This is a genomic window from Paracoccus sediminicola, assembly GCF_027912835.1.
Lineage (GTDB): Bacteria > Pseudomonadota > Alphaproteobacteria > Rhodobacterales > Rhodobacteraceae > Paracoccus > Paracoccus sediminicola.
In genome coordinates this window covers 2,194,203-2,218,180 of record NZ_CP115768.1, presented here as the reverse complement: position 1 = coordinate 2,218,180, position 23,978 = coordinate 2,194,203, and the positions used below count along the sequence as shown (strand labels likewise).

Here is a 23,978-nt window from a genome sequence, read left to right as displayed (position 1 = left end):
GGCATGGGCGCGGGCCTAAATCCGGCGCAACCGAAAAGGCGCGCCCGCGCCGTTTATTTCCTGCACTGATATGGCAGGTCGGACGGTCCGGGCAAGGGGCCGATCCCCGCAGCCTTCCCGAAACAACACGGCCGGAGTGACGATGCTGGGTCTAGGCAATATGGCGAAGAAGGTCTTTGGTACGCCCAACGACCGCAAGGTGAAATCGGCACGCCCGCTGGTGGCGAAGATCAACGGATTGGAGCCTGATAGCCAGGCCCGCTCTGACGAAGAGTTGATTTCCAAGACCCGCGAATTGCAGAAACGTTTCCAGAACGGCGAGGATCTCGACGCGCTTCTGCCCGAGGCTTTCGCCAATTGCCGTGAAGCCGCGCGCCGCGCGCTCGGCCTGCGGGCCTTCGACACCCAGCTTCTCGGCGGAATTTTCCTGCATCAGGGCAATATCGCCGAGATGAAGACGGGCGAAGGCAAGACGCTTGTTGCGACTTTTCCCGCCTATCTGAACGCGCTGTCGGGCCGTGGTGTGCATATCGTGACCGTCAACGACTATCTGGCCAAGCGCGACGCGGAATGGATGGGCAAGGTCTTCGCCGCGCTCGGCATGAAGACCGGGGTGGTCTATCCCTACCAGCCGGATGAGGAAAAGCGCGCCGCCTATCAGGCCGATGTGACATATGCGACGAATAACGAGCTGGGCTTCGACTATCTGCGCGACAATATGAAATCCAGCGTCGACCAGATGGTGCAGCGCGATCATGCCTTTGCCATCGTCGATGAGGTCGACTCGATCCTCATCGACGAGGCGCGGACGCCGCTGATCATCTCGGGCCCTTCGCAGGACCGCAGCGAGCTGTACAAGACGCTGAACCAGTTCATTCCTCAGCTGACCGAGGAAGACTACAAGCTCGACGAAAAGACCCGCAATGCGACCTTCACCGAAGAGGGCAACGAAAAGCTGGAGCAGCTTCTCTCCGATGCCGGGGTGCTGCCCGAGGGCCAGACGCTGTACGACCCGGAATCGACCACCATCGTGCACCACGCCAATCAGGCTCTGCGGGCGCATAAGCTGTTCCAGCGGGACCAGAATTATATCGTCCAGAATGACGAGGTGGTGCTGATCGACGAATTCACCGGCCGGATGATGAAGGGCCGGCGCCTGTCCGATGGTCTGCACCAGGCGATCGAGGCGAAAGAGGGCGTGGCGATTCAGCCCGAGAACGTGACGCTGGCCTCGGTCACCTTCCAGAATTATTTTCGCCTTTACGACAAGCTGGCCGGCATGACCGGCACCGCGGCCACCGAGGCCGAGGAATTCGCCGATATCTACAAGCTCGGCGTGGTCGAAGTGCCGACCAACAAGCCTATCGCGCGGGTCGATGAACATGACCGCGTCTATCGCACCGGGACCGAGAAATACGCCGCCGTGATCGAGGCTATTCAAGAGGCGCATGGCAAGGGCCAGCCGATCCTCGTCGGCACGACCAGCATCGAGAAATCCGAGATGCTGTCGCAGATGCTCGACAAGGCGGGGATCAAGCATAATGTGCTGAACGCCCGCCAGCACGAGCAGGAAGCGTATATCGTGGCCGAGGCGGGCAAGCCCGGCGCGGTGACCATTGCGACCAACATGGCCGGTCGTGGCACCGATATTCAGCTCGGCGGCAATGTCGATATGAAGGTGATGCAGGCGCTCGACGCAGACCCCGAAGCCAATCCCGACGAATTGCGCGCAAAGATCGAGGCCGGGCACGCTGCTGACAAGGACAAGGTGCTGGGCGCAGGCGGGCTGTTCGTGCTGGCCACCGAGCGCCACGAATCCCGCCGGATCGACAACCAGCTCCGGGGCCGTTCGGGCCGTCAGGGCGATCCCGGGCGCTCGCTGTTCTTTCTGTCGCTGGAAGACGATCTGATGCGGATCTTCGGGTCCGAACGTCTGGATTCCGTGCTGTCGAAACTCGGCATGAAAGAGGGCGAAGCCATCGTCCACCCGTGGGTCAACAAGTCGCTGGAGCGGGCGCAGGGCAAGGTTGAAGGCCGCAACTTCGACATCCGCAAGCAGCTGCTGAAATTCGACGATGTCATGAACGATCAGCGCAAGGCGATCTTCAGCCAGCGGCGCGAGATCATGGACAGCGAAGAGGTCGGCGAAATCGCCGCCGATATGCGCCATCAGGTGATCGACGATCTGGTGGACGAATATCTGCCGCCGCGCGCCTATGCCGAACAATGGGATGCGGCGGGATTGCAGAAGGCGGCCGTCGAGACATTGAATATGAACCTTCCCATCGAGGACTGGGCCGCCGAAGATGGTGTCGATCAGGATGTGGTGCGCGAACGCCTTGTCGAGGCCACCGACAGATATATGGCCGAGAAAGAGCAGAACTTCGGTCCCGAGACGATGCGCCAGATCGAGAAGCAGATCCTGCTGCAAGCCATCGACCAGAAATGGCGCGACCATCTGTTGACGCTGGAACATCTGCGCTCGGTTGTCGGCTTCCGCGGCTATGCGCAGCGTGATCCGCTATCGGAATATAAGACCGAGAGTTTCCAGCTCTTCGAAAGTCTGCTCGACGGGCTGCGCTCAGACGTGACCCAGCAACTCGCCCGGATCCGCCCGCTGACCGATGAAGAGCGGGAACAGATGATGCGCCAGCATCAGGATCAACAGAAAGCGCAGCAGAGCCAGATGACGCCGGAACATGAAGAGACACGGGGTGGGGCTGCCTCTGCCGCGGCGCCGGGCTTTGACGAAAACGATCCGGCGACCTGGGGCAATCCATCGCGCAACGATCCCTGCCCCTGCGGCTCGGGCTCGAAATTCAAGCATTGCCACGGTCGGCTCACCTGATCCCGCAAGATCGAAGCGACGCGCCATGTCGTGACTTGAGATGGATATTTTGGTCAGGGTGAGAAGGCGATGGTTCATCCTGACGGAAATATCCCGGGGTCCGGGGCAGCGCCCCGGTCAGCACGTGGGTATCAACGCCTTGCGCATCAGAATTGCGTCGATCCCGGGCGCGTAATAGCGCGGGCGACGTCCGACCTGCACCCAATCGGCCCGCAGATAAAGGGCGAGGGCGGGGCGGTTGTCGCTGGCCACTTCCAGAAACCCGGTGACGGCTCCGCGCTGGCACGCTTGGTCCTCGAATTCTGCGAGCAAACTTCCGCCCAGCCCGGCGCGGCGGGATTCAGGTGCGACGGCAAGGGTCAGCAGTTCGGCTTCGTCCAGAACCACCCGTCCCATCGCGAAACCATCTGCCTCGGCACAGAGGAAGACGCCGCGCTCAGCCAGAAGCGAAGCAAACTCTGCTTCACGCCAGGGTCGCGGGATGTGGAAGCAGGCGGCGTGCAGCCGGGTCAAGGCCGCTGGTGTCACGGCAGCATCACCGGCCCAGCGTCCCGTGCCGGAGCTGCGTCGGCGGCGCGCAGATAGATCGGCGCGGGGCGCGGCTGCTCGCCATTGTCACGGGCACGGGCCAGCAGCGCCGTACCATGGGCGATGCCGCGGATCGGGGTCAGCACCGGCGGGCCCGGCGGCAGCGTCTCGGCCGGCATTTGGCGCGGCCCGGCTCCGCTGCTGCCGAAATCTTCCCAGATGATCATACCGCGCCTGCCGGGTATCACGATCCGGCACGGGCGCGGCAGCCCCGAGGCGAGCGCCTCGGTCGCAGAAATGCCAATGGCCGGGATCTGCAATGACAGCGCCAGCCCCCGAGCGGCCGCGACAGCGATGCGGATACCGGTGAAATTGCCCGGTCCGATTCCGACGCCGATACGTGCCAGATCGGTCCAGGCTACACCGGCACTTTCCAGCAGATCGTTAATCATGGGAAACAGTCGCTCGGCCTGACCCCTCGACATCTCTTCGTGGCGTTCTGCGATCAGCGCGTCACCCGACAGTAAAGCGGCCGCGCAATGCGCGGCCGAACTGTCGAAGCCAAGTGTAAGATCGTCAGGCAATCGGACGCACCTCGGTCACCTCGGGGATATAGTGGCGCAGCAGGTTCTCGATCCCCATCTTCAGCGTCATGGTCGAGGAGGGGCAGCCCGCGCAGGCGCCTTGCATATGAAGATAGACCACGCCGCGATCGAAGCCGTGGAAGGTGATGTCGCCACCATCCTGCGCCACGGCCGGGCGGACGCGCGTGTCGAGCAGTTCCTTGATCTGAGTCACGACCTCTTCGTCTTCGCCGCTATGTTCGGCATGGCCGACCTTTTCGGCTGTTCCTTCCATGACCGGCGCGCCGGATTGATAATGTTCCATGATTGCACCAAGCAGGGCCGGCTTGATGTGATCCCACTGACTGTCATCGGATTTGGTCACTGTCACGAAATCGGTGCCGAGAAAGACGCCAGTGACGCCGCTCACAGCGAAGACGCGCTGCGCCAAAGGCGACGCCGCTGCGGATTCGGCGGTGGTGAAATCGGCTGTGCCCTCGTCCAGCACCGGCTGGCCGGGCAGGAATTTCAGCGTGGCGGGGTTCGGCGTGGTTTCGGTCTGGATGAACATGGGCTGGCTCCTTTGGGTGTCATATGGGCTGTGCGCCGGCTTCGGTCAAGCCATGCAGACCGGCGCGCCGCGGCTCAGGAGATCGCGGCCAGCCGGTCTCGGGACAGATCTCCGGGGATAAGTGTGACGGGGCAGGGAAGGCCCGACAGATCTCGTAGGAGACGGCTGACAAGCGGTCCCGGCCCGTCCTTTCCGGCGCTCGCCCCCAGAACCAGCACGCCGATATCCGGGTCGCTGCCGAGATGGGCCAGAAGCTGCGCGGTCATGTCACCTTCCCGGATCACCAGCTCGGGATCTATGCCCTGGCTGTCCCGCATCCATTTGGCGAAGACCTGGTACTGGGACGTGATTCGATCCTCGGCCTCCTGCCGCATCAGCTCGGCGACGCCGATGCCATGCTGGATCGCGTCGGGCGGGATGATGGCCAGCACGACCACGCCCCCGGATGTGCGAGAGGCCCGCATCGCCGCGAAACGCATCGCATTCTGGCATTCCGGAGATTCGTCAAGTATTACCAGAAACTTACGCATACTCAGCCATCCGATCGGCAGCAAATTCTCGGCATCAATCTGCCGCATTTGAGCCAAACCGGCAACAGGTTGCGATGTTTCGATAACAACGCATGTTACAACGCTAATGCCTTTGTGTTAAAGAAAATTTAGGTAACTATAGAAGTTGAGCGGGGTCCGATCGTTGACGCTTTACCAGAATTGGGAAATGGTCGAGCACCGCCAAGCCGTAACCGAGGCAGAGTTATGGCAACTGGACAGTTCTTCCCATGATAACAGCTTTTATCGTCGCCGTGTGAAGCGCGTCGTCGATGTGTCGCTTGCAATCGTAATGTTGGCCGTGCTTGCCTTGCCGATGATCATCGTGGCTTTGCTTCTCCTGATCACTCAGGGTCGCCCGATCATCTATAGCGGCGCGCGGATGAAGGCCCCCGGAGAGCCGTTCAAGCAGTTCAAGTTCCGCACGATGGTTCGCGTGACCGAGGATGGCGGCGCGACAGGTGCACATAAGAACTGGCGGATCACTCCGCTTGGCCGGATTCTGCGGCGCACCCGTCTGGATGAGCTGCCGCAGCTGTTCAATATCCTCATCGGCGATATGAGCTTCGTCGGTCCCCGGCCACCACTACCGGAATATGTTGCACGCTTTCCGTCACTTTACGGGGCGGTGCTGACGACGCGGCCCGGCGTGACCGGGCTTGCGACGCTGATCTATCATCGCCATGAGGACCGGATCATGGCAGGCTGCAAAACCGCCGAACAGACCGAGCGCGCCTATTATGCGCGCTGCCTGCCGACAAAGCTGCGGATCGAGCTGGTTTACCAGCGCGCCGCGTCGCCCTGGCTGGACGCCTGGATCATGTGGAAGACATTCCTCGCGCTTATTCCCGGTTTCGACCGTCCGCGCAAGAAACGCGGGTCCGAGGCTACTCGGCAGCGTTCGCGGCGGCCCGGATCGGCACCGTCGAAATAGCCATCTTGGCCGAGCCCTCGGTCACCTCATTGGCATGCGCCAGATAGATCAGCACCTGGTTCTTCTCGTCATAGATCCGCTTCACCCGCAGCGACTTGAAAACCAGCGAGCGGCCCTCTGAAAACACGTTCTCTCCATCGCTGCTGTTAGAGACTTCGTCCATCGTGATCGGTCCGGTCTGGCTGCATTCGATGGCGCTGTTTGAAGGGTCCTCGAACCAGTTGCCCTGGCTGAGCCGGTCGATCACCGAACGTGAGAAATAGGAAAGATGGCAGGTCACGCCGCTGATCTCAGGGTCCTGAAACGCCTCTATGACGATGTCGTTTCCGACCCAGTCCACTCCGATCTCGGCGACCTCTTCGGCGGCAAGCGGGGTAGCGGTCAGGGCAAGGGCGGCGATTAGCTTCTTCAACATCTTTCTCCTCTGGGGCGGTTGGCGAGCCGGCGTGTCGGTCACGAACGACAAATGCGTATTGTCTGTGGGCTTTCAACCGCACAGCCTCGGGCTTCGTTCCGTTCCAGCCCTCAGAAATCACGGTCGATTTTTGCGGCGATCAGCCAGCGACCGGCTCAGCGCGGCTGCGGAGCCACAGGGATCGGACCATCCCTGGTCAGAAGACGTATATCCGTCCCGTCCAATCGAACGATCGAAACCGGCCCGCCAAAGGCCGCGCCGGTATCGAGATTCAGCCGGTTGCCGTAATGCGTCACGCGCTTCACCGGCGTGTGCCCATGAACGATCAGCGCGCCATGATCGGCTGCGGAATCGTGGAACGGCTTGCGGATCCACATCAGATCGGTCGGAGACTGCTGATCCAGGGGGATACCGGGCCTGATGCCCGCATGCACGAAGACCAGCCCGCCGGGTTCGGTCCGGTACAGCGGCAGCTCGTCAAGCCAGGAAGCGTGCTCGGCGGGGATCGCGGCCTCCGCGAGCCGATGCAACTCATCGAGATCCATCTCGTCAGCACCCTCGATCCCGTAGGACGCAAAGGTCGCGGCAGCGCCGTTATTGCGGTCGGCGGTCCAGAACTGCGGACGCGAAGGGCCCGGGTCCAGCCAGCGCGGATCTTCGAGAAAACGGGGCAGCTTGTGATCGTGATTGCCCTTCACCACCAGCCAATCCCGCCCAATCGCCTGCCCTTCCATCAGATACTCGATGACCCCGCGCGAATCCGGGCCGCGGTCGATCAGATCGCCAAGATGGATGATCCGGGCCGCCGCGCCGCCATCCATCTCTGCCAGGCGATGGGCTTCTTTCAGCAGCTCAAGCTGACCGTGCACATCGCCAAGCGCATACACCGGAGGATGATCGTCCTGCTGCATGAGATCCGCCCCGCAAAAAGGCCCGGCGGATCGACCGCCGGGCGCGTGAACCTGACCGGACGCTGACGCCTCAGAGTTCGAAACGCAAGGCCCGCGCCTGCAGGAATTTTCCGGTCTTGTCCAGCGCTGCCAAAGCTTCGTCCGACATCGCCTCGTCGAGATACAGGATCGCGATCGCATCCTCACCCGAGCTGGTGCGGCCCAGCTGGAAATTGGCGATGTTGACACCCAGCTCACCCAGGGTCGAGCCGAGCGCGCCGATCACCCCCGGCACGTCCTTGTTGCGCGTATACAGCATATGCTCGCCGATCTCGGCATCGACATTGATCCCGCGGATCTGGATGAAGCGCGGCTTGCCGTCGCTGAACACCGTGCCCGCGATGGACCGCTCGCGTTCATCGGTGACGACAGTAACCTTGATATAGCCATCATACACGCCGCCCGCCTCTTGCCGCGTGGTGGCGACCTGGATGCCGCGCTCCTTTGCGATGGCGGGGGCCGAAACCATGTTCACATCCGGGTTCGCAGCCTTCATCACCCCTGCAATGACCGCGGCGTTCAGCGCATTGACGTTCATTTCAGAGACGACACCGTCATAAAGCACATTGATCGACTTGATCGGCTCATCCGTCATCTGGCCGATGAAGCTTCCCAGATGCCCGGCCAGCTTGATCCACGGCCCCATGATCTTGGCTTCCTCGGCGGTGACCGAGGGCATGTTCAGCGCGTTGGTCACGGCGCCGGTCAGCAGGTAATCCGACATCTGTTCGGCCACCTGAAGCGCCACATTCTCCTGCGCCTCGGTGGTCGAGGCGCCTAGATGCGGTGTCACGACCACGTTGGGCAAATTGAACAGCGGGCTTTCCGTCGCCGGTTCGGTCGCGAAAACATCCAGAGCAGCCCCGGCAACATGGCCCGATTGCAGCGCTTCGGCCAGCGCCTCTTCGTCGATCAGCCCGCCGCGCGCCGCGTTCACGATGCGCACGCCTTTCTTCGTCTTGGCGATATTCTCGCGCGAGAGAATATTACGGGTCTTGTCGGTCAGCGGCACATGCATGGTGATGAAATCTGCGCGGCCGAGCAGTTCGTCCAGTTCGACCTTCTTCACGCCCATCTGGTCGGCGCGCTCCTCTGATAGGAACGGGTCATAGGCCAGCACCTTCATCTTCAGCCCAAGCGCGCGATCCGCGACGATCGAGCCGATGTTGCCCGCGCCGATCAGCCCGAGCGTCTTGTTGAACAGCTCGACACCCATGAATCGGTTCTTTTCCCATTTCCCGGCATGGGTAGAAAGGCTCGCCTCGGGCAGTTGGCGGGCGACAGCGAACATCAGCGCGATGGCATGCTCAGCTGTGGTGACGCTGTTACCGAAAGGCGTGTTCATCACGATCACGCCTTTCTTCGAGGCAGCGGGAATATCGACATTGTCGACGCCGATTCCGGCGCGTCCGATCACCTTGAGATTATCGGCCTTTTCAAGCAGCTTCTCGGTGGCCTTCGTCGCAGACCGGATAGCCAGCCCGTCATATTGGCCGATCACCTCGGCCAGCTTTTCCTTATCCTTGCCCAGCTCGGGCATGAAATCGACCTCGATCCCGCGGTCGCGGAAGATCTGGACGGCGGTTTCCGACAGCTTGTCAGATACGAGAACCTTGGGCATGTGATGCTCCTTTAGCGGATGCGCGGGGCACGCGGCCGCGGCGCGTTTCATCCTGATTGAAATATCCTGGGGGTCCGGGGGCGACGCCCCCGGTCCGGCATGTCAGCTCTGCGCCGCGATCTCTTCGTGGAAGGCCCACTCGATCCAGGGCAGCAGCGCCTCGACATCGGTGGTTTCCACCGTCGAGCCGCACCAGATCCGCAGACCGGGCGGCGCGTCGCGATAGGCGCCCATATCCAGCCCGACGCCTTCTTTCTCCAACCGCTTGGCGACGGCTTTCGCGAAGGCGGCGCCGTCCACGATGCGGTCATCGCTGAATTTCAGGCAGACACTGGTCGTCGATGCCGTCGCCGGATCCTCGGCCAGATTGGCGATCCAGTCGCGGCTGTCACAGAAATCCCAGACCGCTTGCGCATTGGCCGTGGCACGGTCGATCAAACCCTGCCGCCCGCCGACAGACTTTGCCCAGTTCAGCGCAACCAGATAGTCTTCGACGCAGAGCATCGAGGGCGTGTTTATCGTTTCGCCGCGGAAAATGCCTTCGATCAGCTTGCCGCCCTTGGTCAGCCGGAAAATCTTGGGCAGAGGCCATGCGGGGGTATAGCTCTCAAGCCGCTCGACGGCGCGGGGCGACAGGATCAGCACGCCATGCCCGCCTTCGCCGCCCAGCACTTTCTGCCAGGAGAAGGTGACAACATCCAGCTTGTCGAACGGCAGCTCCATCGCGAAGGCTGCCGAGGTCGCGTCGCAGATGGTCAGCCCGGCGCGGTCTGCGGGGATCGCGTCGCCACCGGGCAGCCTTACGCCCGAGGTCGTGCCGTTCCAGGTGAACACCACGTCGCGGTCGAAATCCACCGATCCGAAATCCACGATCTTGCCGTAATCGGCGGTCTGCACCTTGGCATCCAGCTTCAGTTGCTTGACCACATCGGTGACCCAGCCGGCGCCGAAGCTTTCCCAGGCCAGCATCTCGACCGGGCGTTCGCCCAGCAGTGACCACATCGCCATCTCGACCGCGCCGGTATCCGAGGCGGGCACGATGCCGATCCGATAATCCTCCGGGACCCCGAGCACCTCGCGCGTCAGCTCGATCGCCTCTGCCAGCTTCGCCTTGCCGATGGCGGCACGGTGCGAGCGGCCCAGAGGCGCGTCAGAGAGCATGTCCAGATTGTAATTGGGGATCTTGGCGCAGGGGCCAGAAGAAAAGCGCGGGTTTTCCGGCCGCGCAGCCGGTTGCGTATTCGCCATGATGTTACCCTTCCAGGCAAAAGCCCCTCGTTGGGGAGGGGTGTCCCGCTGCCGGGAATACGCGCGGCGCGGGACGATTGCAAAGGCTTTAGCGTAATTTTTTTCTAAACAGCGCTGTCAGGGTCTGGCTCTGACTAAGACGGCATCCTCGCCGCGAAGCCGATGCGACCTTCTGCGCAGACAACCCTTCCCAAGGCTGTGCACCTTTCCGATCCTATCGAAGCAGCGGCAAGAGTTCCTTCAGCTCTCTGATATCCGCATCGGACAGATCCAGCGTGGGCATTGAGGTGCCGGGCGCAAAATTCTGCGGCGCGCGGAGAAACGCTTCGAGGGATTCGATATCCCAGGTTTCGGGACGTTTCGCGGACAGACCTTCGCTATAGCGGTCGTAATCGCTGGCCGAGGCTATTTCCCGTCCAACGATATTATGCAGATGCGGCGCCGAGTTCGTCGAGACAGGGTTGCTGACATTGTGGCAGGAACCGCAGCTTTCGAGCGCAGTCATGTTGTTGATCAGCCCGGTTGCGGACCGTGCCAGCTCCAGATCCTCGATCGCGGTCAGGATGATGATCTTGCCGCCATCGGTTACCAGCACCATATCCTCGCCGATCACGTCCAGATCACGGATCCGGTCGCCGATATAGATCTGCTCGGTGTAACCACCGCCCGGCCAGCGCCGCACGCGCATCAGCGATTGCCCGCGAAGCGTGGCGACCATCAGATCCCCGTCCCATGCCTCGTGAAAACCCTCGACATGGATCACCGCGCTGATGCCCGGATTGGGCATATAGGCAAACAGCGGCGCTGTATAACCGCCATGCGGCTCGCCTTCCTTCACCGGCTGCTGCGGGAAGGTATACTCGTTATAAAGCGTGCCCATCGACACATAGGGCCAGCCGTAATTATTGCCCTCTTCGATCAGGTTGATTTCGTCGCCGCCCTTCGGCCCGTGCTCGGTCGCGATCAACTCTCCGTCCTGCGAGATGGACAGGCCCTGGGGGTTGCGGTGGCCCATGGCGATGATCCGCGCCTCACCGGTTTCGAGGTCGACGCGTAACGTCTTTCCCAGGTGCGTATCGGGATCTTGCGATGGGGGGATCGGACCCTCGAAGACGTTGCTGATCCCGTTCAGGCTGTAATCCCCGACGGTGATGACGATGTCGCCGACCTGCGGATCATAGACCATCGCCCCGCCGCCCGAACGCTTCGAATGTTCGTTCCGAAGCGAAAAGCTGGTCGAGCGGAAGAACGGATCCTCGACCGTCACCAGCTGATCGGGGTCGCCGTCCTGAGGCGGGGTAAAGCGGCTGATGACAAGCTGTTTGGAAAATCCGTCGCGTGCCTCCTGACCATAGGAAATATACCATTCCCGAGTGCCGTCGGTTTCGATGGGAAGAATGTCATAACTGTCATTCATCGATGTGCCGTCGGGCCGAACCAGCCGACCAACCTGACGGACGCAATCGCTGCTGTCGCAACTCTTCGCATTCATGCGGAGCATCGTGCCGTCTACGGTGACAATCAGCGTCTCCGATTCCCCCGCCGGAGCCACACCGATAAGCTGCATGGGCATGCCTTGCGCATTCGAAACGACGATTTCGCGCTGGTGAACCGGGAGGATGGTGGAGTCGAGAAACTTCCGGTCCGACATATCCAGTTGCACGAGCGGCGCGGTTTCAACCTCGTCCAGAGGTTTCAGCAGCCGGAACGACTTGACAACGAATTCGAATGGCGGCGTTTTCCTGAGCCCGGTCTGAAAGCCGAACGCAAAGGCGAGGACCGAGAAAATCAGCAGTGCAGACACTAGCAGCAGGATACGGCGCATTGAAAAAACCACTCGTTTGGACAGGTAATACTCGCCCCAATCTAAGCGAAAATCCGCTTATGAAACAACGAAAAATGCTGATTAATAACGGAAAAACCCTGAAAATTTGACCAGACCCTATCTAAATCGTCAGGTCGGGCGCGGTCAAGTCGCGGCGTGGCCAGCGTTACGCGGCGCTCATATCCGTGAACTGCAATCGCGCCAGCCGCGCATATAGCCCGCCATGCGCGACCAACTCGTCATGGCTACCTTCAGCGACGATCCGGCCCTCATCGAAGACGACGATCCGGTCGGCTTTCTTCACCGTCGCCAGACGATGCGCAATGATGATCGTCGTGCGGCCTTGGGCAAGCGTCTCGACCGCGTGCTGCACCGCCTGTTCGGATTGTGCGTCGAGCGCCGAGGTCGCCTCGTCCAGCAACAGAATCGGCGCGTCACGCAGAATGGCCCGGGCAATCGCAATGCGCTGCTTCTGCCCGCCCGACAGCATCACGCCACGCTCGCCCAGCTCGGTGTCGTAACCATGGGGTAGCGCGCTCAGGAAGTCATGGGCGCTCGCGGCGCGTGCGGCGGCTTCGATCTCGGTATCGGAGGCGTCGGGGCGGCCAAAGCGGATATTGGCCCGGGCCGAGGTCGCGAAGATCACCGGATCCTGCGGGACGAGCGCGATCTCGGCACGGAAATCGGCGCGGCGCATCTGTCGCAGATCGATCCCGTCCAGCGTGACGGAACCGGCAAGCGGATCCCAGAACCGCTGTATCAGCTGGATCACCGTCGTCTTGCCGGCCCCCGAGGGGCCAACCAAAGCCACCGTCTCGCCGGGGCGAATTGTCAGGGTCACATCGCGCAGCGTCGGCAGGTCCTGCCGCGACGGGTAGGCGAATGAGACATCACGCAACGCGATCTCGCCGCGAATGGGGCGGGACAGGGGCACCGGCTGCGCCGGATCGTTGATGCTGTCCTCCGCCGCCAGCAGCTCTGCCAGTCGCTCGGTGGCGCCGGCCGCGCGCTGAAGCTCGCCCCAGACTTCGGACAGCGCCGCAACCGCGCCCGCGACTAGCACGGCATAAATGACGAACTGGACCAGCTCGCCCACGCTCATCGCCCCAGTCTGCACATCGCGCGCGCCGATCCACAGCACGCCGAGGATTCCGGTGCAGATCAGGAAAATCACGATCACCGTCAATGCGGCGCGGGTGGCGATGCGCCGCCGTGCCGAGAGATAGCTTTCCTCGGTCACGCGGGCGAAGTCCGAACGTGTCAGGCGTTCATGGGTGAAGGCCTGAACGGTCTGGGCGGCCTGAAGCGATTGCGATGCTGCGCCAGAACCGGCCGCGATCCAGTCCTGATTCTCGCGCGCGAGTCCCCTTAGCCGACGCCCAAGTCCGATGATCGGCACAAGGATCACCGGCACTAGCAGCAGCACCAGCCCGGTCAGCTTGGCCGAGGTCAGGAACAGCATCGCAAGCCCCCCTGCCATCAGCAGCATATTGCGCAGCGCCACCGATACGGACGAACCGATGACCGACTGGATTACTGTGGTGTCGGTGGTGATCCGGCTGAGGATCTCGCCGGTGACGATGCGCTCGAAAAAGGCGGGGGAAAGGCCGACGACCCGGTCGAACACGGCTTTCCGGATATCGGCGACGACGCGCTCGCCAAGCCGGGTCACGAGATAATAGCGCAATCCGCTGCCGAGGGCCAAGGCCGCGACGATCAGCAGCGCGGCGCCAAAATATTCGTCGAGCAGCCCCGAGCCATCACCGAACCCGTCGACAACGCGCCGCACGGCAAGCGGCAGTATCAGGCTGATTGTTGCCGTAAGGATCAGCGCCAGCACCGCCGACAGCACCATCCCGCGATACGGTCTCAGAAACGGCCAGAGCGCCGAGAGCGCGCCGATCCTGCGGCTCGAGGGGCGGTCAGTCTGTGCCTTTGGTGCGCGGGCCATACGTGCCTTCTGTCGTGCTTCGCGCTCGGTTTAGGCGCAGCGCCGCCGCGCGGCAACCGTCAAAGCCGCAGCGCGCCGGATGACAAAGCGTCGCGCATCGCGTCGACAGCCGCGGCCAGCTTTTCATCGACGACATGCAGGTAGCGCGTCCAGTCGTCGATCTGCGACAGCTCCTCGACGCCATCAGAGATCCCGCGCAGCGCGATCAGCTTCAACCCGAAACGCTGGCAGGCGCGCAGTACCGCGAAGCTTTCCATATCGACCATGTCTTCGGGGATCGCATCGTAGGCCGCGCCCGAAACGACATCCGCCCCAGTCGAGAGCGTCGCCGTGGGGATTCCCGGAATGCGCAGCGGGAGTGACAGCGTCGCAGGCTGGCCCAGAAGCGGGGTCACGCCTTTCTCGAAGCCAAGCGCCGAGGCGTCCATATCGCGCCACGACACCGAGCTTGCCTGATAGATCCCGGCCTGCTCCAGCCGCGCCGATCCCGCCGAGCCAAGGCTGACGATCAGGTCGGGCAATTCCCCCTCGCAGGCGCATCGGCTCAGCACCATACCCATGGCGAGCGCCGCTTCGATCGGGCCGATGCCGGTCATGAGCGGGACGAAGCGCTGCCGAAGGGCGGCGCCATATTCTGCCTCGGCGGCCATGACGAACAGCACGCGGGTGCCGGCCAGATCGGTGATGGGCGCGGGATCGAACATGGCAACGCTCATATCCGGCGGAAAATGGTGCGGGCCGCGGGACTCGAACCCGCACGGCCTTGCGGCCCAGAGATTTTAAGTCTCATGCGTCTACCATTCCGCCACGCCCGCAACTGTCTGGAAAAAAGGCCGAAACCTTCCCGAACCCCGTGAAATTAGCAGCTATGACAGCGGTGACAAGACAAAGCGGCCCGGGCCGACCGGGCCGCGTGAAAGCTCACTGCGCGAGATATTCGTTGCTGAACCAGTCCGATACGTCCGGTGCGGCGCTCAGCGGTTGCCCGCTCGCGTCGCGCAGCGCGCCTGCCTCGAAGAGGAAGCCGTTGATCGCCGACATCATCTGACCATCGATCAGCCCGACCGGCTCGCCGTCGTCCCGAAGGTAACCGCCGTCGACAAGAGCTTGCATCGAAGCGCGCACCAGCTCGGGGTTGGACAGCATCCCCGCCGTGCCTTCGATAAGCATATCGGCCGCCGCGTCGGGGTTGTCGGCGGCGAAGGCATAGCCGCGCTGAGCGGCCTCGACGAAGGCACGGGTCTGTTCGGGGTTGGCCTTCATCCAGCTGCCATTGCCGCCGAGGAAGGTCGTCTGCTGATCCGGCACGCCATAATCCGCATAGGCAAAGCTGCGCTGCGGGCGGTCGAGCAGTTCCGAATTCACCCCTTCCCAGGTGCTGACCTCCAACGTGAAATCCACCGTGCCATTGGCGAGCGCCTCATAGGCCGAGGTGCCGAGCGTCACCGTCTCGAAATCGCCCTTGCCGCCATCGTTGCGGATGATGGTCGAGATCAGCGCGTTTTCCCAGTCGGTGCCGAAGCCGGCATAGGTCAGCCCGTCCAGGTCGGAGGGCCGCTGGATATCCTCGCGCTCGCCATTGAACACCAGCCTTCCGGTTTCGTGCTGCACCACTGCGAGAACGACTTTCAGATCCGCCCCGGCGGCGCGTTGCGTGTGAAAGCTGACCGCGCTGAGAATGCCGAATTCGGCGACGCCCGATGCCACCAATGTCCCGGAGGAGGTGTCCGTATAGGGCAGAATCTCGACCTCCAGCCCGGCCTCTTTGAACCAGCCCTGAGCCTGCGCGACATAGAGCCCGACATGGTTGGTGTTCGGTGTCCAGTCGAGCGCGACGGACAGCTTGTCTTGCGCAGCGGCGGGCAGGGCCAGCACCAGAAGGCTGACGGCAAGCGATGTGATGGATGTCTTCATGGGTCAGTCTCCGTTTGGGGAAAGAAGCGTGTCGAGAAGCGCGGCCTCCACGTCGCGCGCGGCACGTGGCAATGGCCGACCGAGGCGGGGGCGTGGCGCATCGACGGCGATTTCGCGAAGCACAGTGGCGGGCCGGGCGGAGAACACATAGATGCGATCCGACAGCGCCACGGCCTCGCGCACGTCATGTGTGACCAGCAGGCTCGTCCAGCCCGACGCGCGCCAGCGGCGCTCCAGCCAGCGTTGCAGTTCGGCGCGGGTCAGCGCATCGAGCGCGCCGAACGGTTCATCCAGAAGCTGGATCGGGCGCCCCTGAAGCACGGTGCGCAGCAACGCGGCACGCTGCCGCATGCCGCCGGACAACTGCGAGGGGTAATACTGCTCGAACCCCGCAAGACCGAATTCCGGGATCAGTGGCGCGGCGAGGTCACGGGCCTCGGCGCGGGTGACGCCCTGCACCTCGAGCCCGAGCGTGATATTGTCGATGATCCGCCGCCACGGCAGCAGCGCATCGCGTTGCGGCATGAAAGCAAAGGCTGCCCCCTGATCGCGCGGCGCGTCGCCCTCCAGCACGATGCTGCCCTGATCGGGTCGCAACTCGCCGATGAGCAGGCGGAACAGGGTCGATTTCCCGCAGCCCGAGGGACCGAGGATCGACACGAACTCGCCCGCTTTGACGCGCAAAGAAATGTCGCGAAGCACCTCGGACTCGCCGAGCGTCAGAGCAAGCCGGTTGATGCTTAACGCGGTCATCGGGCGGCTCCGGCGCGGCGCCAGCCGGTCATAGCGCGCTGCAGCAACGCCGTTGCGCCGAACAGGCTGAGCGTCAGCGCCGAGCTGACCGCGACAGCGGCCAGCATCAGGTCGGGGCGGAAGCTGTTCTTGGCGTTCAAGATCACGATCCCGAGCCCCGCCCGCGCTCCGGCATATTCCGCGAAGATCGCTGCGACGACAGCATATGTGATGGAAATCCGCAGCCCGGCAAAGAAATAGGGCAGCGCCGAGGGCAAACGCGCCAGCCGGAACCGGGTGACATGCGAGGCGCCCATCGAGCGCAGCAGCGCCTCGATCTCGGGCTCGGTCGCGCCATAGCCATCGACCAGAGCGATCAGCATCGGAAAGAACGTGACGAGCGCGACCAGAAGGATCTTCGGGGTCAGGTCGAAGCCGAACCACAGCACCATCAGCGGCGCGATGGCGACCAGCGGCAAGGTCTGGCTGATGACGAAGACCGGAAACAACGCCCGCCGCAATGCCGGTAGGAAATCCAACAGTACCGACAGAAGAAAGGCCACCGAAACCGAGAAGCCGAACCCCAGAAGCGTCGCCCGGATCGTCGGCACGGTGTTGTCCCAAAGCAGCCCGCGGCTCGCCCAGATCTGCCAGGCGACCTGCGTCGGCGCGGGAAGCATCTGTGACGAAATGCCGGTCAGCCGGACATAGCTTTCCCACAGGGCGAGCGTGGCGGCAACGCTGAGACAGGCGGGCAGGGCGCGCGACAGCGTTCCGCGAGATGACGGCGGCGAGGGGGGCATCTGTCAGCCGGTGATCGAGGGGCTGTTTGCGGAAACTGTCAGATCCATCGTGACATGGCCCTCTGGCGGACCGAAGCGGCAGAAAGCCTGTTCCAGTGTCGTGAAAACCGGGCCGGCATCACCGATGACGCGGGTGCAGAAATTCTTCGCCCGGTCGAAACAGCCGCTGTTCTTCAGAAACTCGATGCAGCCATAGATCTCGGCCATATGGTCGCCGCCGCCCATCACGTAGAGCGAGAATTGCGCGCGGGCGGTCTCTCCGGTTTCGGACGCAGCGGCAACCTGGGCAATGGCGGCGTTCTGGCGATCCTTCAGCGGTTCTTCGGGATTGGCCAGCGCATTGGTACTGCAGATCGCGTCATCCGGCTCACCCGGGCAGCCCCGCGACAGCGTGCAGCGCAGCACGACGTGGTGACGTGTTGATGCCGCCGCGACATACAGATCGCGCAGCGCAGGAAACAGGATTTCGGGCGGTCCGACAATAAGTGTCGAGATATCGTCGGTTTCGATCCTCAGCCGGTCGCGCCACGGATCGAGCGCCGCGAGCGACGAGGTGATGACCCCGACGAAATCATCCGTCATCGGGTAGAGAGAAATTTGCGCGCCTGCGAACATGATGTCCTCCTTGCTCCGCTGGCATGACCCAGATCAGCTTGAAGGGTCCGGAGGATTGCACCTCCATCTCAGCCGCGGCATGACGCGGCACCCCTGTGGATGCGCGCAACCGATCACAGCGAGAGGCCGCTGTCAACGAAGTATCGGCCAAGGGCGAAGAAATTCCCGCAAACGCGGCGAAAACCGGATTCTTCGCCCGGCCCCTCGCAAATGACTGATCGCGTGGCTAGTTTGAGTGCCAACCAAAACGAGACAGAGGTCCCGACGATGAAATTCGCTCCGCACATCGCCCTTGCCATCGGGGCGGCGATTGCACCCTTCGCGACGCCCGCCCTGGCCCAGTCCGATCCGGATGCGATCATCCGCATCGGCTCGCTCTATGAGCCGCAGAACCTCGACAACACCGCCGGTGCCGGGCAGGGCATCAACGAGGCATTCAACGACAATGTCTATGAGGGCCTGTTCCGCCTGACCGACGAGGGCGATGTCGAGCCGGTGCTGGCTGCCGATCACACGATCTCGGATGACGGGCTGACGCATCGGTTCACGCTTGAGGATGGGGTGACATTCCACTCCGGTGACCCGCTGACTGCCGAGGATGTGAAATACTCGATCGAGCGGGTGATCGCCGAGGATTCGCAGTCCTCCCGCAAAAGCAGCCTGGCCCCGATCGAGAGCATCGAGACGCCGGATGACAGGACCGTGGTGGTCAATCTGTCCGAGAAATCCATCTCGCTGCCTTACAATCTCACCTATGTCTGGATCGTGAACGATGCCGCCGGGGATATCTCGTCCAGCGAGGACGGGACCGGGCCCTATACGCTTGCCGACTGGCGGCGCGGCTCGGCGCTCTCGCTGGAGCGCTTCGACGATTACTGGGGCGAGGCGCCGAAAAATGGCGGAGCGCTGTTCAACTATTTCACCGAGGCCGCCGCGCTGGACAACGCGCTGCTCACCGACGCGGTGGATCTGATCACCTCGGTGCAGAGCCCGGATGCGCTGGCTCTGTTCGAGGATACCGACGAATTCACCATCTCCGAGGGGAATTCGACCACGAAGCAGCTCATGGCCTATAACGACCGTGTCGAGCCGTTCAGTGATCCCCTGGTGCGCAAGGCGCTGGCGCGTGCGATCAACAAGGAACAGCTTCTGCAGGCAATCTGGGACGATCGTGGCATGGTGCTTGGCAGCTTCGTGCCGCCGACCGACCCGTGGTATGAGGATCTGACCGATGTCGATCCCTACGATCCCGAGGCCGCGCAGGAGATGCTGGCCGAGGCAGGCTATGCGGATGGTTTCAGCTTTACGCTGGAAACGCCGAATTACGACCCGCATCCGATCACGGCCGAGTTCATCAAATCCGAGCTGGCGAAGATCGGCGTCACGGTGAACATCAACATCATCACCGCGAATGAGTGGTATACCAAGGTTTATCAGGCCAAGGATTTCGAGGCGACGCTTCAGGAACATGTCAACCACCGCGACATCGTGTTCTACGGCAACCCGGATTTCTATTGGGGCTATGACAACCCCGAGGTCGTGGAACTGATCGCCTCGGCCGAAAAATCCGACTCAGTCGAGGAACAGCACGAGAAACTGCGCGAGGCAAACCGCATCATCGCCGAGGAAGCCGCTTCGAACTGGTTTTTCCTCTACCCGCAGCTGGTCGTGTCGAACGGAGATGTCAGCGGCTATCCGGTCAACGGTCTGAACGCGCAGTTCTTCTTGCGCGATATCGAAAAGTCCGACTGAGACCTTATCGATGGGCCGCTATCTTCTGCGCCGCACAATCGTGCTGGCCCTGTCGCTGATTGTGGCGGGGCTGGTGCTGTTCGTACTGCTGCGGCTGCTGCCAGGGGACCCGGCGGCGGCGTTGCTGTCGGTGGGCGCGGATGAGGAACAGATCGCGGCGGCGCGAAGACAGGTTGGCTCCGACCAGCCGCTTCTCGTGCAGCTTGGCCAGTTCATGTCGGATCTGGCGCGGTTCGATCTCGGCGATTCCTTCGTGTCGAACCAGCCGGTGCTCCCAGAAATCATCGAGCGGCTTGCGGTGACACTGCCGCTGACCGTCGCCGCCTTTCTGCTGGCCATCGCCATCGCCGTCCCGCTGGGCATCATCGCCGCAGTGCGGGCGGATCGCTGGTATGGGACGCTGCTGTCCGGCGTCTCGCAGCTTGGGCTCGCCGTGCCTGTGTTCTGGATCGGCATCCTGCTCGTCTGGCTCGTCGCCGTCGAATGGCGCCTGCTGCCCGCGTCTGGTTTCCCGATCCGAGGCTGGTCGGACCCGCTCGAGGCCATCCAGTCGCTGATCCTGCCGGTCGTCACCATCGCCATCGTGATGAGCGCCTCGCTGATGCGCTATGTGCGCTCGGCAACGCTGGACGTGCTCGGCGCCGACTATCTGCGCAATGCCCGCGCGCTTGGCGAGTCCTTCCCGCAGGCGCTGATCCGACATGGCATCCGTAACGGCGCGGTGCCGGTGATCTCGATCCTGGGGATCGAACTGGCCTCGACGCTGCTTGGCGCTGTGGTGGTCGAGAGGGTCTTTTCGCTGCCCGGGCTGGGCTCGATGCTGCTTCTGGGGATTGAGCAACGAGATTATCCGAGCGTGCAGGGCGTGCTTCTGATCACGACACTGATGGTGCTTCTGATCGGGTTCGCAGCCGATATCGTGCAGCGGTTCATCGACCCGCGGCTGCGTGACAATCGTGGAGGCGCGCGGTGAAGCGGAGCACGCTGTGGATCGGGATCGTGCTGGTCGGGCTGAATGCGGGGATCGCGCTGCTGACCCTGTTCTGGCTGCCCTATTCGCCGACGGAGATGGCCGGCGGAAGGTTGCAACCGCCAAGCTGGGCCCACCCCGCCGGCACCGACCGGCTGGGGCAGGACTACCTGACAAAGGTGATGATCGGTGCGCGCATCGCGATGACAGTCGGGATCGGGGCGGCGGCGCTTGGCGGGGTGATCGGAACAGTTCTGGGGGTGATCTCGGCATTTGCACGGCGCAGCCTCGACGACGGTCTCGCCGCGACGCTGGACATCCTGATCGCCTTCCCGACCCTGCTGCTTGCCATGCTTGTCGTCGCGGCCAGCGAGGGGGCGAGCCTCGGCACCGCGATCCTCGCCATCGGTCTGGCCATGTCCGCCATCATCGCACGGCTGGTGCGTATCCTGACCAAGCGGGTGCTGGCGCAGGATTACATCACCGCCGCGCGCTGCTCGGGCCTTGGCTGGGGGCGTATCGTGTTCAGCCATGTGCTGCCGAATATCCTGCCCACGGTGATGGTCGCCGTCGCGCTGCAATTCGGGCTTGCCGTGATTGCCGAGGCGTCCTTGTCTTTCCTTGGTCTTGGCACTCCGCCGCCCAATGCTTCCTGGGGCCAACTGCTGCAACAGGCGCAGTCCACCGTGTTCCGAGCGCCGATGGGCGTGATTGCACCCGGTCTTGCGCTGATCTCTCTTGTGCTCGGCATCAACTTCCTCGCCGATGGGCTGCGCGAATTGCTGGATGCCGAGGTCGAGATGGAGGAGGCGCGATGAGTCTGCTGACCGTGCGCGACCTGACCGTCACCGCTGGCAGCCGTGAATTGGTTCACGGTGTGAGTTTCGGCCTTGAGCCCGGCGAGCGGTTGGGTCTCGTAGGCGAAAGCGGCTCTGGCAAATCGCTGACGGCGATGGCGACGATGGGGCTGCTGCCGCCGGGTCTGAGTGCGGGCGGCTCGGTCCTGCTGGACGGGCAAGAGGTGATCGGGCGTCGCGACCGCGAGCTGGTGCCGTTGCGTGGCGCGACAGCCGCGGTGATTTTTCAGGACCCGCGCGCCGCTCTCGATCCGCTGATGAAGCTTGGCGATCAGCTTGCCGCACCGATCAGGCGGCGGGCAAGGCGCGAGGGGCGGCGGCTGTCTTCTGGCGATCTGCGGGCTGCCCAGATCCACTGGCTTGATCGGGTCTCGATCAACGATCCCCCGCGCATTCTATCGGCATGGCCGCACGAGGTCTCTGGCGGTCAGCGTCAGCGTGTCGCTATTGCAATGGCGCTCGCCTGCGCTCCAAAGTTGCTGATCGCGGACGAGCCGACCACCGCGCTCGACGTCTCGACGCAGGCCGAGGTGCTTACCCTGCTCGACGATCTGGTGCGTGACGAGGGGCTGGCGCTTCTGTTCATCAGCCACGACCTCCCGGTGGTGTCGCGCATTTCCGATCAGGTGATCGTCATGGAGAAAGGCCGCGCGGTCGAAAAAGGCTCTGCGACGCAGATTTTCACGGCCCCGCGCCACGCCTATACGCAAGGCCTGGTCCGCGCCGCACGCCGGCTTGAGGCGGCGCTTCATCCGGGGGAGGGCGCGCGATGAGCCTCTTCGATCTGCGCAATGTTTCCTACGCCTATAGTCGCGGAGAGACCGTGCTCCACGACATATCGCTGCGACTCGAGGAAGGTAAAAATCTGGGCATTCTCGGCGAAAGCGGGTCGGGCAAGTCGACATTGCTGCGGCTGATGCTCGGTCTGGCTGAACCCGACCAAGGCGTTCTGGAAGCGAATGCTGCGCCTTTGGACATCAGATCGCGCAGCCGGATGCAGGCACATCGCCGTTTTGCCCAGCCGGTGTTTCAGGATCCCTATAGCTCGCTCGATCCGAGGATGCGGATCGGCAAGGCCCTGGCGGAGCCACATGCCGCGCTCGGGCTGGGTGGCGACGCCCGGCAGGAGATTGCGCGGGTTCTGGCCGAGGTCGGATTGCCCGAGGACAGCGTTGATCGCCGACCCCGAGCATTTTCGGGCGGGCAGCGCCAGCGCATCGCCATCGCGCGCGCCCTGATCGCGCGACCGCGTGTCCTGCTCGCTGATGAGCCGGTCAGCGCGCTCGACCTCTCGACGCGGGTGCGGGTGATCGACCTGCTCGACCGGCTGTCGAAGGACATCACCCTCGTGCTCGTCTCGCATGACGTGGCCATCGTCGCCGCGTTATGTCCGCGGCTTGTGGTCTTGCAGAATGGACATATCGTCGAGGCGGGCGAAACGCGGCGCATCCTCGACGACCCGCAGCACGACTATACGCGGATGCTGCTGTCCAGCCTGCCGCGCCTGCCCGATCCTGCAAAGGAGCCAGCATGACCATCGATCCGTCCTATGAAGCCGAGATTCTGAAATGGCGGGCCGAACGGCTGGCCGCGCTGACGGCCGAGGATGGTTGGCTGAACCTGACCGACCGTGTCGAGATCGCGCCCGGTCGGATGACCGTCGGCCGCGCCGCGTCGAGTGACGTGGTGATCTCTGCCGGTCCCGACCATCTGGGGACCCTGGATCTCGACCCGTCCGGCGCGGCGACGCTTGACAGCGGCGCGGGCCCCCAGATCTTTCAGCCGGTCCCGGACAACCCGCCCCGGCTTCGCACGGGCGATCTGCTTCTGGAACTCACCGAGGTCGAGGGAACCCATGCGCTGCGTGTCCGCGACATCGCCTCGCCCGCCCGGTCGGCCCTGACGGCGCTTGATTACTTTCCTATCGATCCAGCCTGGCGCATCGTCGCGTCCTGGCACGCACTGCCCGCGACCCGCGAGCTCGAGATCGACCTCGTCACCGGCGCGGCCGCCAGCGTGCGGCTGACGCATGAGGCCCGGTTCAGCATGGACGGGGAAGAGGTCACGCTGCTGCCGACACATCGCAAAGCAGGCAAGCCGATGTTCGTCATCCGCGACCGGACGGCGGGCAGGGAAACCTATGGCGCGGCGCGCTTCCTGATCGGAGACGAGCAGGGCGACAATCTGGTGCTCGACTTCAACAAAGCCTTCAGCCCGCCCTGCGCCTTCACCGATTTCGCGGTGTGCCCCCTGCCGCCACCGCAGAACAGGCTGAGTTTCGACATCCGGGCCGGCGAAAAGAAGCCGCCAAACCACTGAGCGTCATGGTTACG

23 protein-coding genes, 1 tRNA gene and 1 riboswitch are annotated in these 23,978 nt (G+C 63.2%); of the genes, 8 read left to right on the top strand and 16 right to left on the bottom strand.

Annotated elements, in window-relative coordinates; all coding sequences use genetic code 11:
- Positions 1-142 precede the first annotated feature (142 nt).
- Positions 143-2,848, top strand: a complete 2,706-nt coding sequence (gene secA / locus PAF18_RS11005) for a preprotein translocase subunit SecA (RefSeq protein ID WP_271115767.1) — start codon at positions 143-145, stop codon at positions 2,846-2,848.
- Positions 2,849-2,965: 117 nt separating this feature from the next.
- Here secA and PAF18_RS11000 read toward each other — a convergent pair whose 3' ends face one another.
- The 4 genes from PAF18_RS11000 to PAF18_RS10985 form a co-directional block, all read right to left on the bottom strand.
- Positions 2,966-3,361 (bottom strand): GNAT family N-acetyltransferase, encoded by a 396-nt coding sequence (locus tag PAF18_RS11000; RefSeq protein WP_271115766.1) that lies wholly within the window; start codon positions 3,359-3,361, stop codon positions 2,966-2,968.
- Positions 3,362-3,372: 11 nt separating this feature from the next.
- On the bottom strand, positions 3,373-3,960 hold the full coding sequence (gene tsaB / locus PAF18_RS10995) for a tRNA (adenosine(37)-N6)-threonylcarbamoyltransferase complex dimerization subunit type 1 TsaB (RefSeq protein ID WP_271115765.1): 588 nt from the start codon (positions 3,958-3,960) through the stop codon (positions 3,373-3,375).
- The gene (locus PAF18_RS10990; protein ID WP_271115764.1) at positions 3,953-4,510 is read right to left on the bottom strand and encodes a NifU family protein; all 558 of its coding nucleotides are present in this window, start codon (positions 4,508-4,510) and stop codon (positions 3,953-3,955) included. The genes tsaB and PAF18_RS10990 overlap by 8 nt, the downstream gene beginning before the upstream one ends.
- 74 nt (positions 4,511-4,584) lie before the next feature.
- A complete protein-coding gene (locus PAF18_RS10985) occupies positions 4,585-5,040 on the bottom strand; it encodes a universal stress protein (RefSeq protein ID WP_271118112.1) in 456 nt (151 codons plus the stop codon).
- A 163-nt stretch (positions 5,041-5,203) separates the two neighbouring features.
- Between PAF18_RS10985 and PAF18_RS10980 the strand changes: the two genes are divergently transcribed.
- Positions 5,204-5,992 carry a sugar transferase gene (locus PAF18_RS10980; protein WP_271115763.1) on the top strand — a complete coding sequence of 263 codons (789 nt, stop codon included), beginning with the start codon at positions 5,204-5,206 and terminating at the stop codon, positions 5,990-5,992.
- On the opposite strand, the gene PAF18_RS10975 is transcribed toward PAF18_RS10980, so the two are convergent.
- The 12 genes from PAF18_RS10975 to PAF18_RS10920 form a co-directional block, all read right to left on the bottom strand.
- A complete protein-coding gene (locus tag PAF18_RS10975) occupies positions 5,946-6,407 on the bottom strand; it encodes a CreA family protein (protein ID WP_434802217.1) in 462 nt (153 codons plus the stop codon). The two genes, PAF18_RS10980 and PAF18_RS10975, sit on opposite strands and share 47 nt — an antisense overlap.
- Before the next feature lie 155 nt (positions 6,408-6,562).
- Entirely contained in the window at positions 6,563-7,318 is a 756-nt protein-coding gene (locus tag PAF18_RS10970) for a metallophosphoesterase (RefSeq protein ID WP_271115762.1), read from the bottom strand.
- Between the two features lie 70 nt (positions 7,319-7,388).
- Complete coding sequence (serA, locus tag PAF18_RS10965; protein WP_271115761.1) at positions 7,389-8,978, bottom strand: phosphoglycerate dehydrogenase; 1,590 nt, start codon at positions 8,976-8,978, stop codon at positions 7,389-7,391.
- A 102-nt stretch (positions 8,979-9,080) separates the two neighbouring features.
- Positions 9,081-10,226 (bottom strand): phosphoserine transaminase, encoded by a 1,146-nt coding sequence (locus PAF18_RS10960; protein WP_271115760.1) that lies wholly within the window; start codon positions 10,224-10,226, stop codon positions 9,081-9,083.
- Positions 10,227-10,440: 214 nt separating this feature from the next.
- Positions 10,441-12,051, bottom strand: a complete 1,611-nt coding sequence (locus tag PAF18_RS10955) for a PQQ-dependent sugar dehydrogenase (protein ID WP_271115759.1) — start codon at positions 12,049-12,051, stop codon at positions 10,441-10,443.
- A 166-nt stretch (positions 12,052-12,217) separates the two neighbouring features.
- Positions 12,218-14,002: an ABC transporter transmembrane domain-containing protein gene (locus tag PAF18_RS10950; protein WP_271115758.1), complete on the bottom strand. Its 1,785-nt coding sequence runs from the start codon at positions 14,000-14,002 to the stop codon at positions 12,218-12,220.
- Positions 14,003-14,061: 59 nt separating this feature from the next.
- Complete coding sequence (locus PAF18_RS10945; RefSeq protein WP_271115757.1) at positions 14,062-14,706, bottom strand: 5'-methylthioadenosine/S-adenosylhomocysteine nucleosidase; 645 nt, start codon at positions 14,704-14,706, stop codon at positions 14,062-14,064.
- Between the two features lie 25 nt (positions 14,707-14,731).
- Positions 14,732-14,817: transfer RNA gene (locus tag PAF18_RS10940), tRNA-Leu, on the bottom strand.
- Between the two features lie 106 nt (positions 14,818-14,923).
- Complete coding sequence (locus tag PAF18_RS10935; protein ID WP_271115756.1) at positions 14,924-15,916, bottom strand: ABC transporter substrate-binding protein; 993 nt, start codon at positions 15,914-15,916, stop codon at positions 14,924-14,926.
- Between the two features lie 3 nt (positions 15,917-15,919).
- Positions 15,920-16,669, bottom strand: coding sequence for an ABC transporter ATP-binding protein (locus tag PAF18_RS10930; RefSeq protein WP_271115755.1), 750 nt, complete (start codon positions 16,667-16,669; stop codon positions 15,920-15,922).
- Positions 16,666-17,451 (bottom strand): ABC transporter permease, encoded by a 786-nt coding sequence (locus tag PAF18_RS10925; RefSeq protein WP_271115754.1) that lies wholly within the window; start codon positions 17,449-17,451, stop codon positions 16,666-16,668. The genes PAF18_RS10930 and PAF18_RS10925 overlap by 4 nt, the downstream gene beginning before the upstream one ends.
- 3 nt (positions 17,452-17,454) lie before the next feature.
- Positions 17,455-18,066, bottom strand: coding sequence for a YkoF family thiamine/hydroxymethylpyrimidine-binding protein (locus PAF18_RS10920; RefSeq protein WP_271115753.1), 612 nt, complete (start codon positions 18,064-18,066; stop codon positions 17,455-17,457).
- Positions 18,059-18,171, bottom strand: a riboswitch (TPP riboswitch). Its footprint overlaps the gene before it by 8 nt.
- Before the next feature lie 162 nt (positions 18,172-18,333).
- On the opposite strand from PAF18_RS10920, the gene PAF18_RS10915 reads away from it, so the two are divergent.
- Genes PAF18_RS10915 through PAF18_RS10890 form a run of 6 tightly spaced genes read left to right on the top strand, consistent with a single transcriptional unit; the run spans position 18,334 to position 23,964 of the window.
- A complete protein-coding gene (locus PAF18_RS10915; RefSeq protein WP_271115752.1) occupies positions 18,334-19,818 on the top strand; it encodes an ABC transporter substrate-binding protein in 1,485 nt (494 codons plus the stop codon).
- Between the two features lie 10 nt (positions 19,819-19,828).
- Positions 19,829-20,791, top strand: coding sequence for an ABC transporter permease (locus PAF18_RS10910; RefSeq protein ID WP_271115751.1), 963 nt, complete (start codon positions 19,829-19,831; stop codon positions 20,789-20,791).
- Positions 20,788-21,606, top strand: a complete 819-nt coding sequence (locus tag PAF18_RS10905) for an ABC transporter permease (protein WP_271115750.1) — start codon at positions 20,788-20,790, stop codon at positions 21,604-21,606. Before PAF18_RS10910 ends, PAF18_RS10905 begins: the two co-directional genes overlap by 4 nt.
- Positions 21,603-22,418, top strand: coding sequence for an ATP-binding cassette domain-containing protein (locus tag PAF18_RS10900; RefSeq protein ID WP_271115749.1), 816 nt, complete (start codon positions 21,603-21,605; stop codon positions 22,416-22,418). Before PAF18_RS10905 ends, PAF18_RS10900 begins: the two co-directional genes overlap by 4 nt.
- Entirely contained in the window at positions 22,415-23,179 is a 765-nt protein-coding gene (locus tag PAF18_RS10895) for an ABC transporter ATP-binding protein (protein WP_271115748.1), read from the top strand. Before PAF18_RS10900 ends, PAF18_RS10895 begins: the two co-directional genes overlap by 4 nt.
- Positions 23,176-23,964 carry a DUF1684 domain-containing protein gene (locus PAF18_RS10890; RefSeq protein WP_271115747.1) on the top strand — a complete coding sequence of 263 codons (789 nt, stop codon included), beginning with the start codon at positions 23,176-23,178 and terminating at the stop codon, positions 23,962-23,964. Before PAF18_RS10895 ends, PAF18_RS10890 begins: the two co-directional genes overlap by 4 nt.
- Positions 23,965-23,978 lie beyond the last annotated feature (14 nt).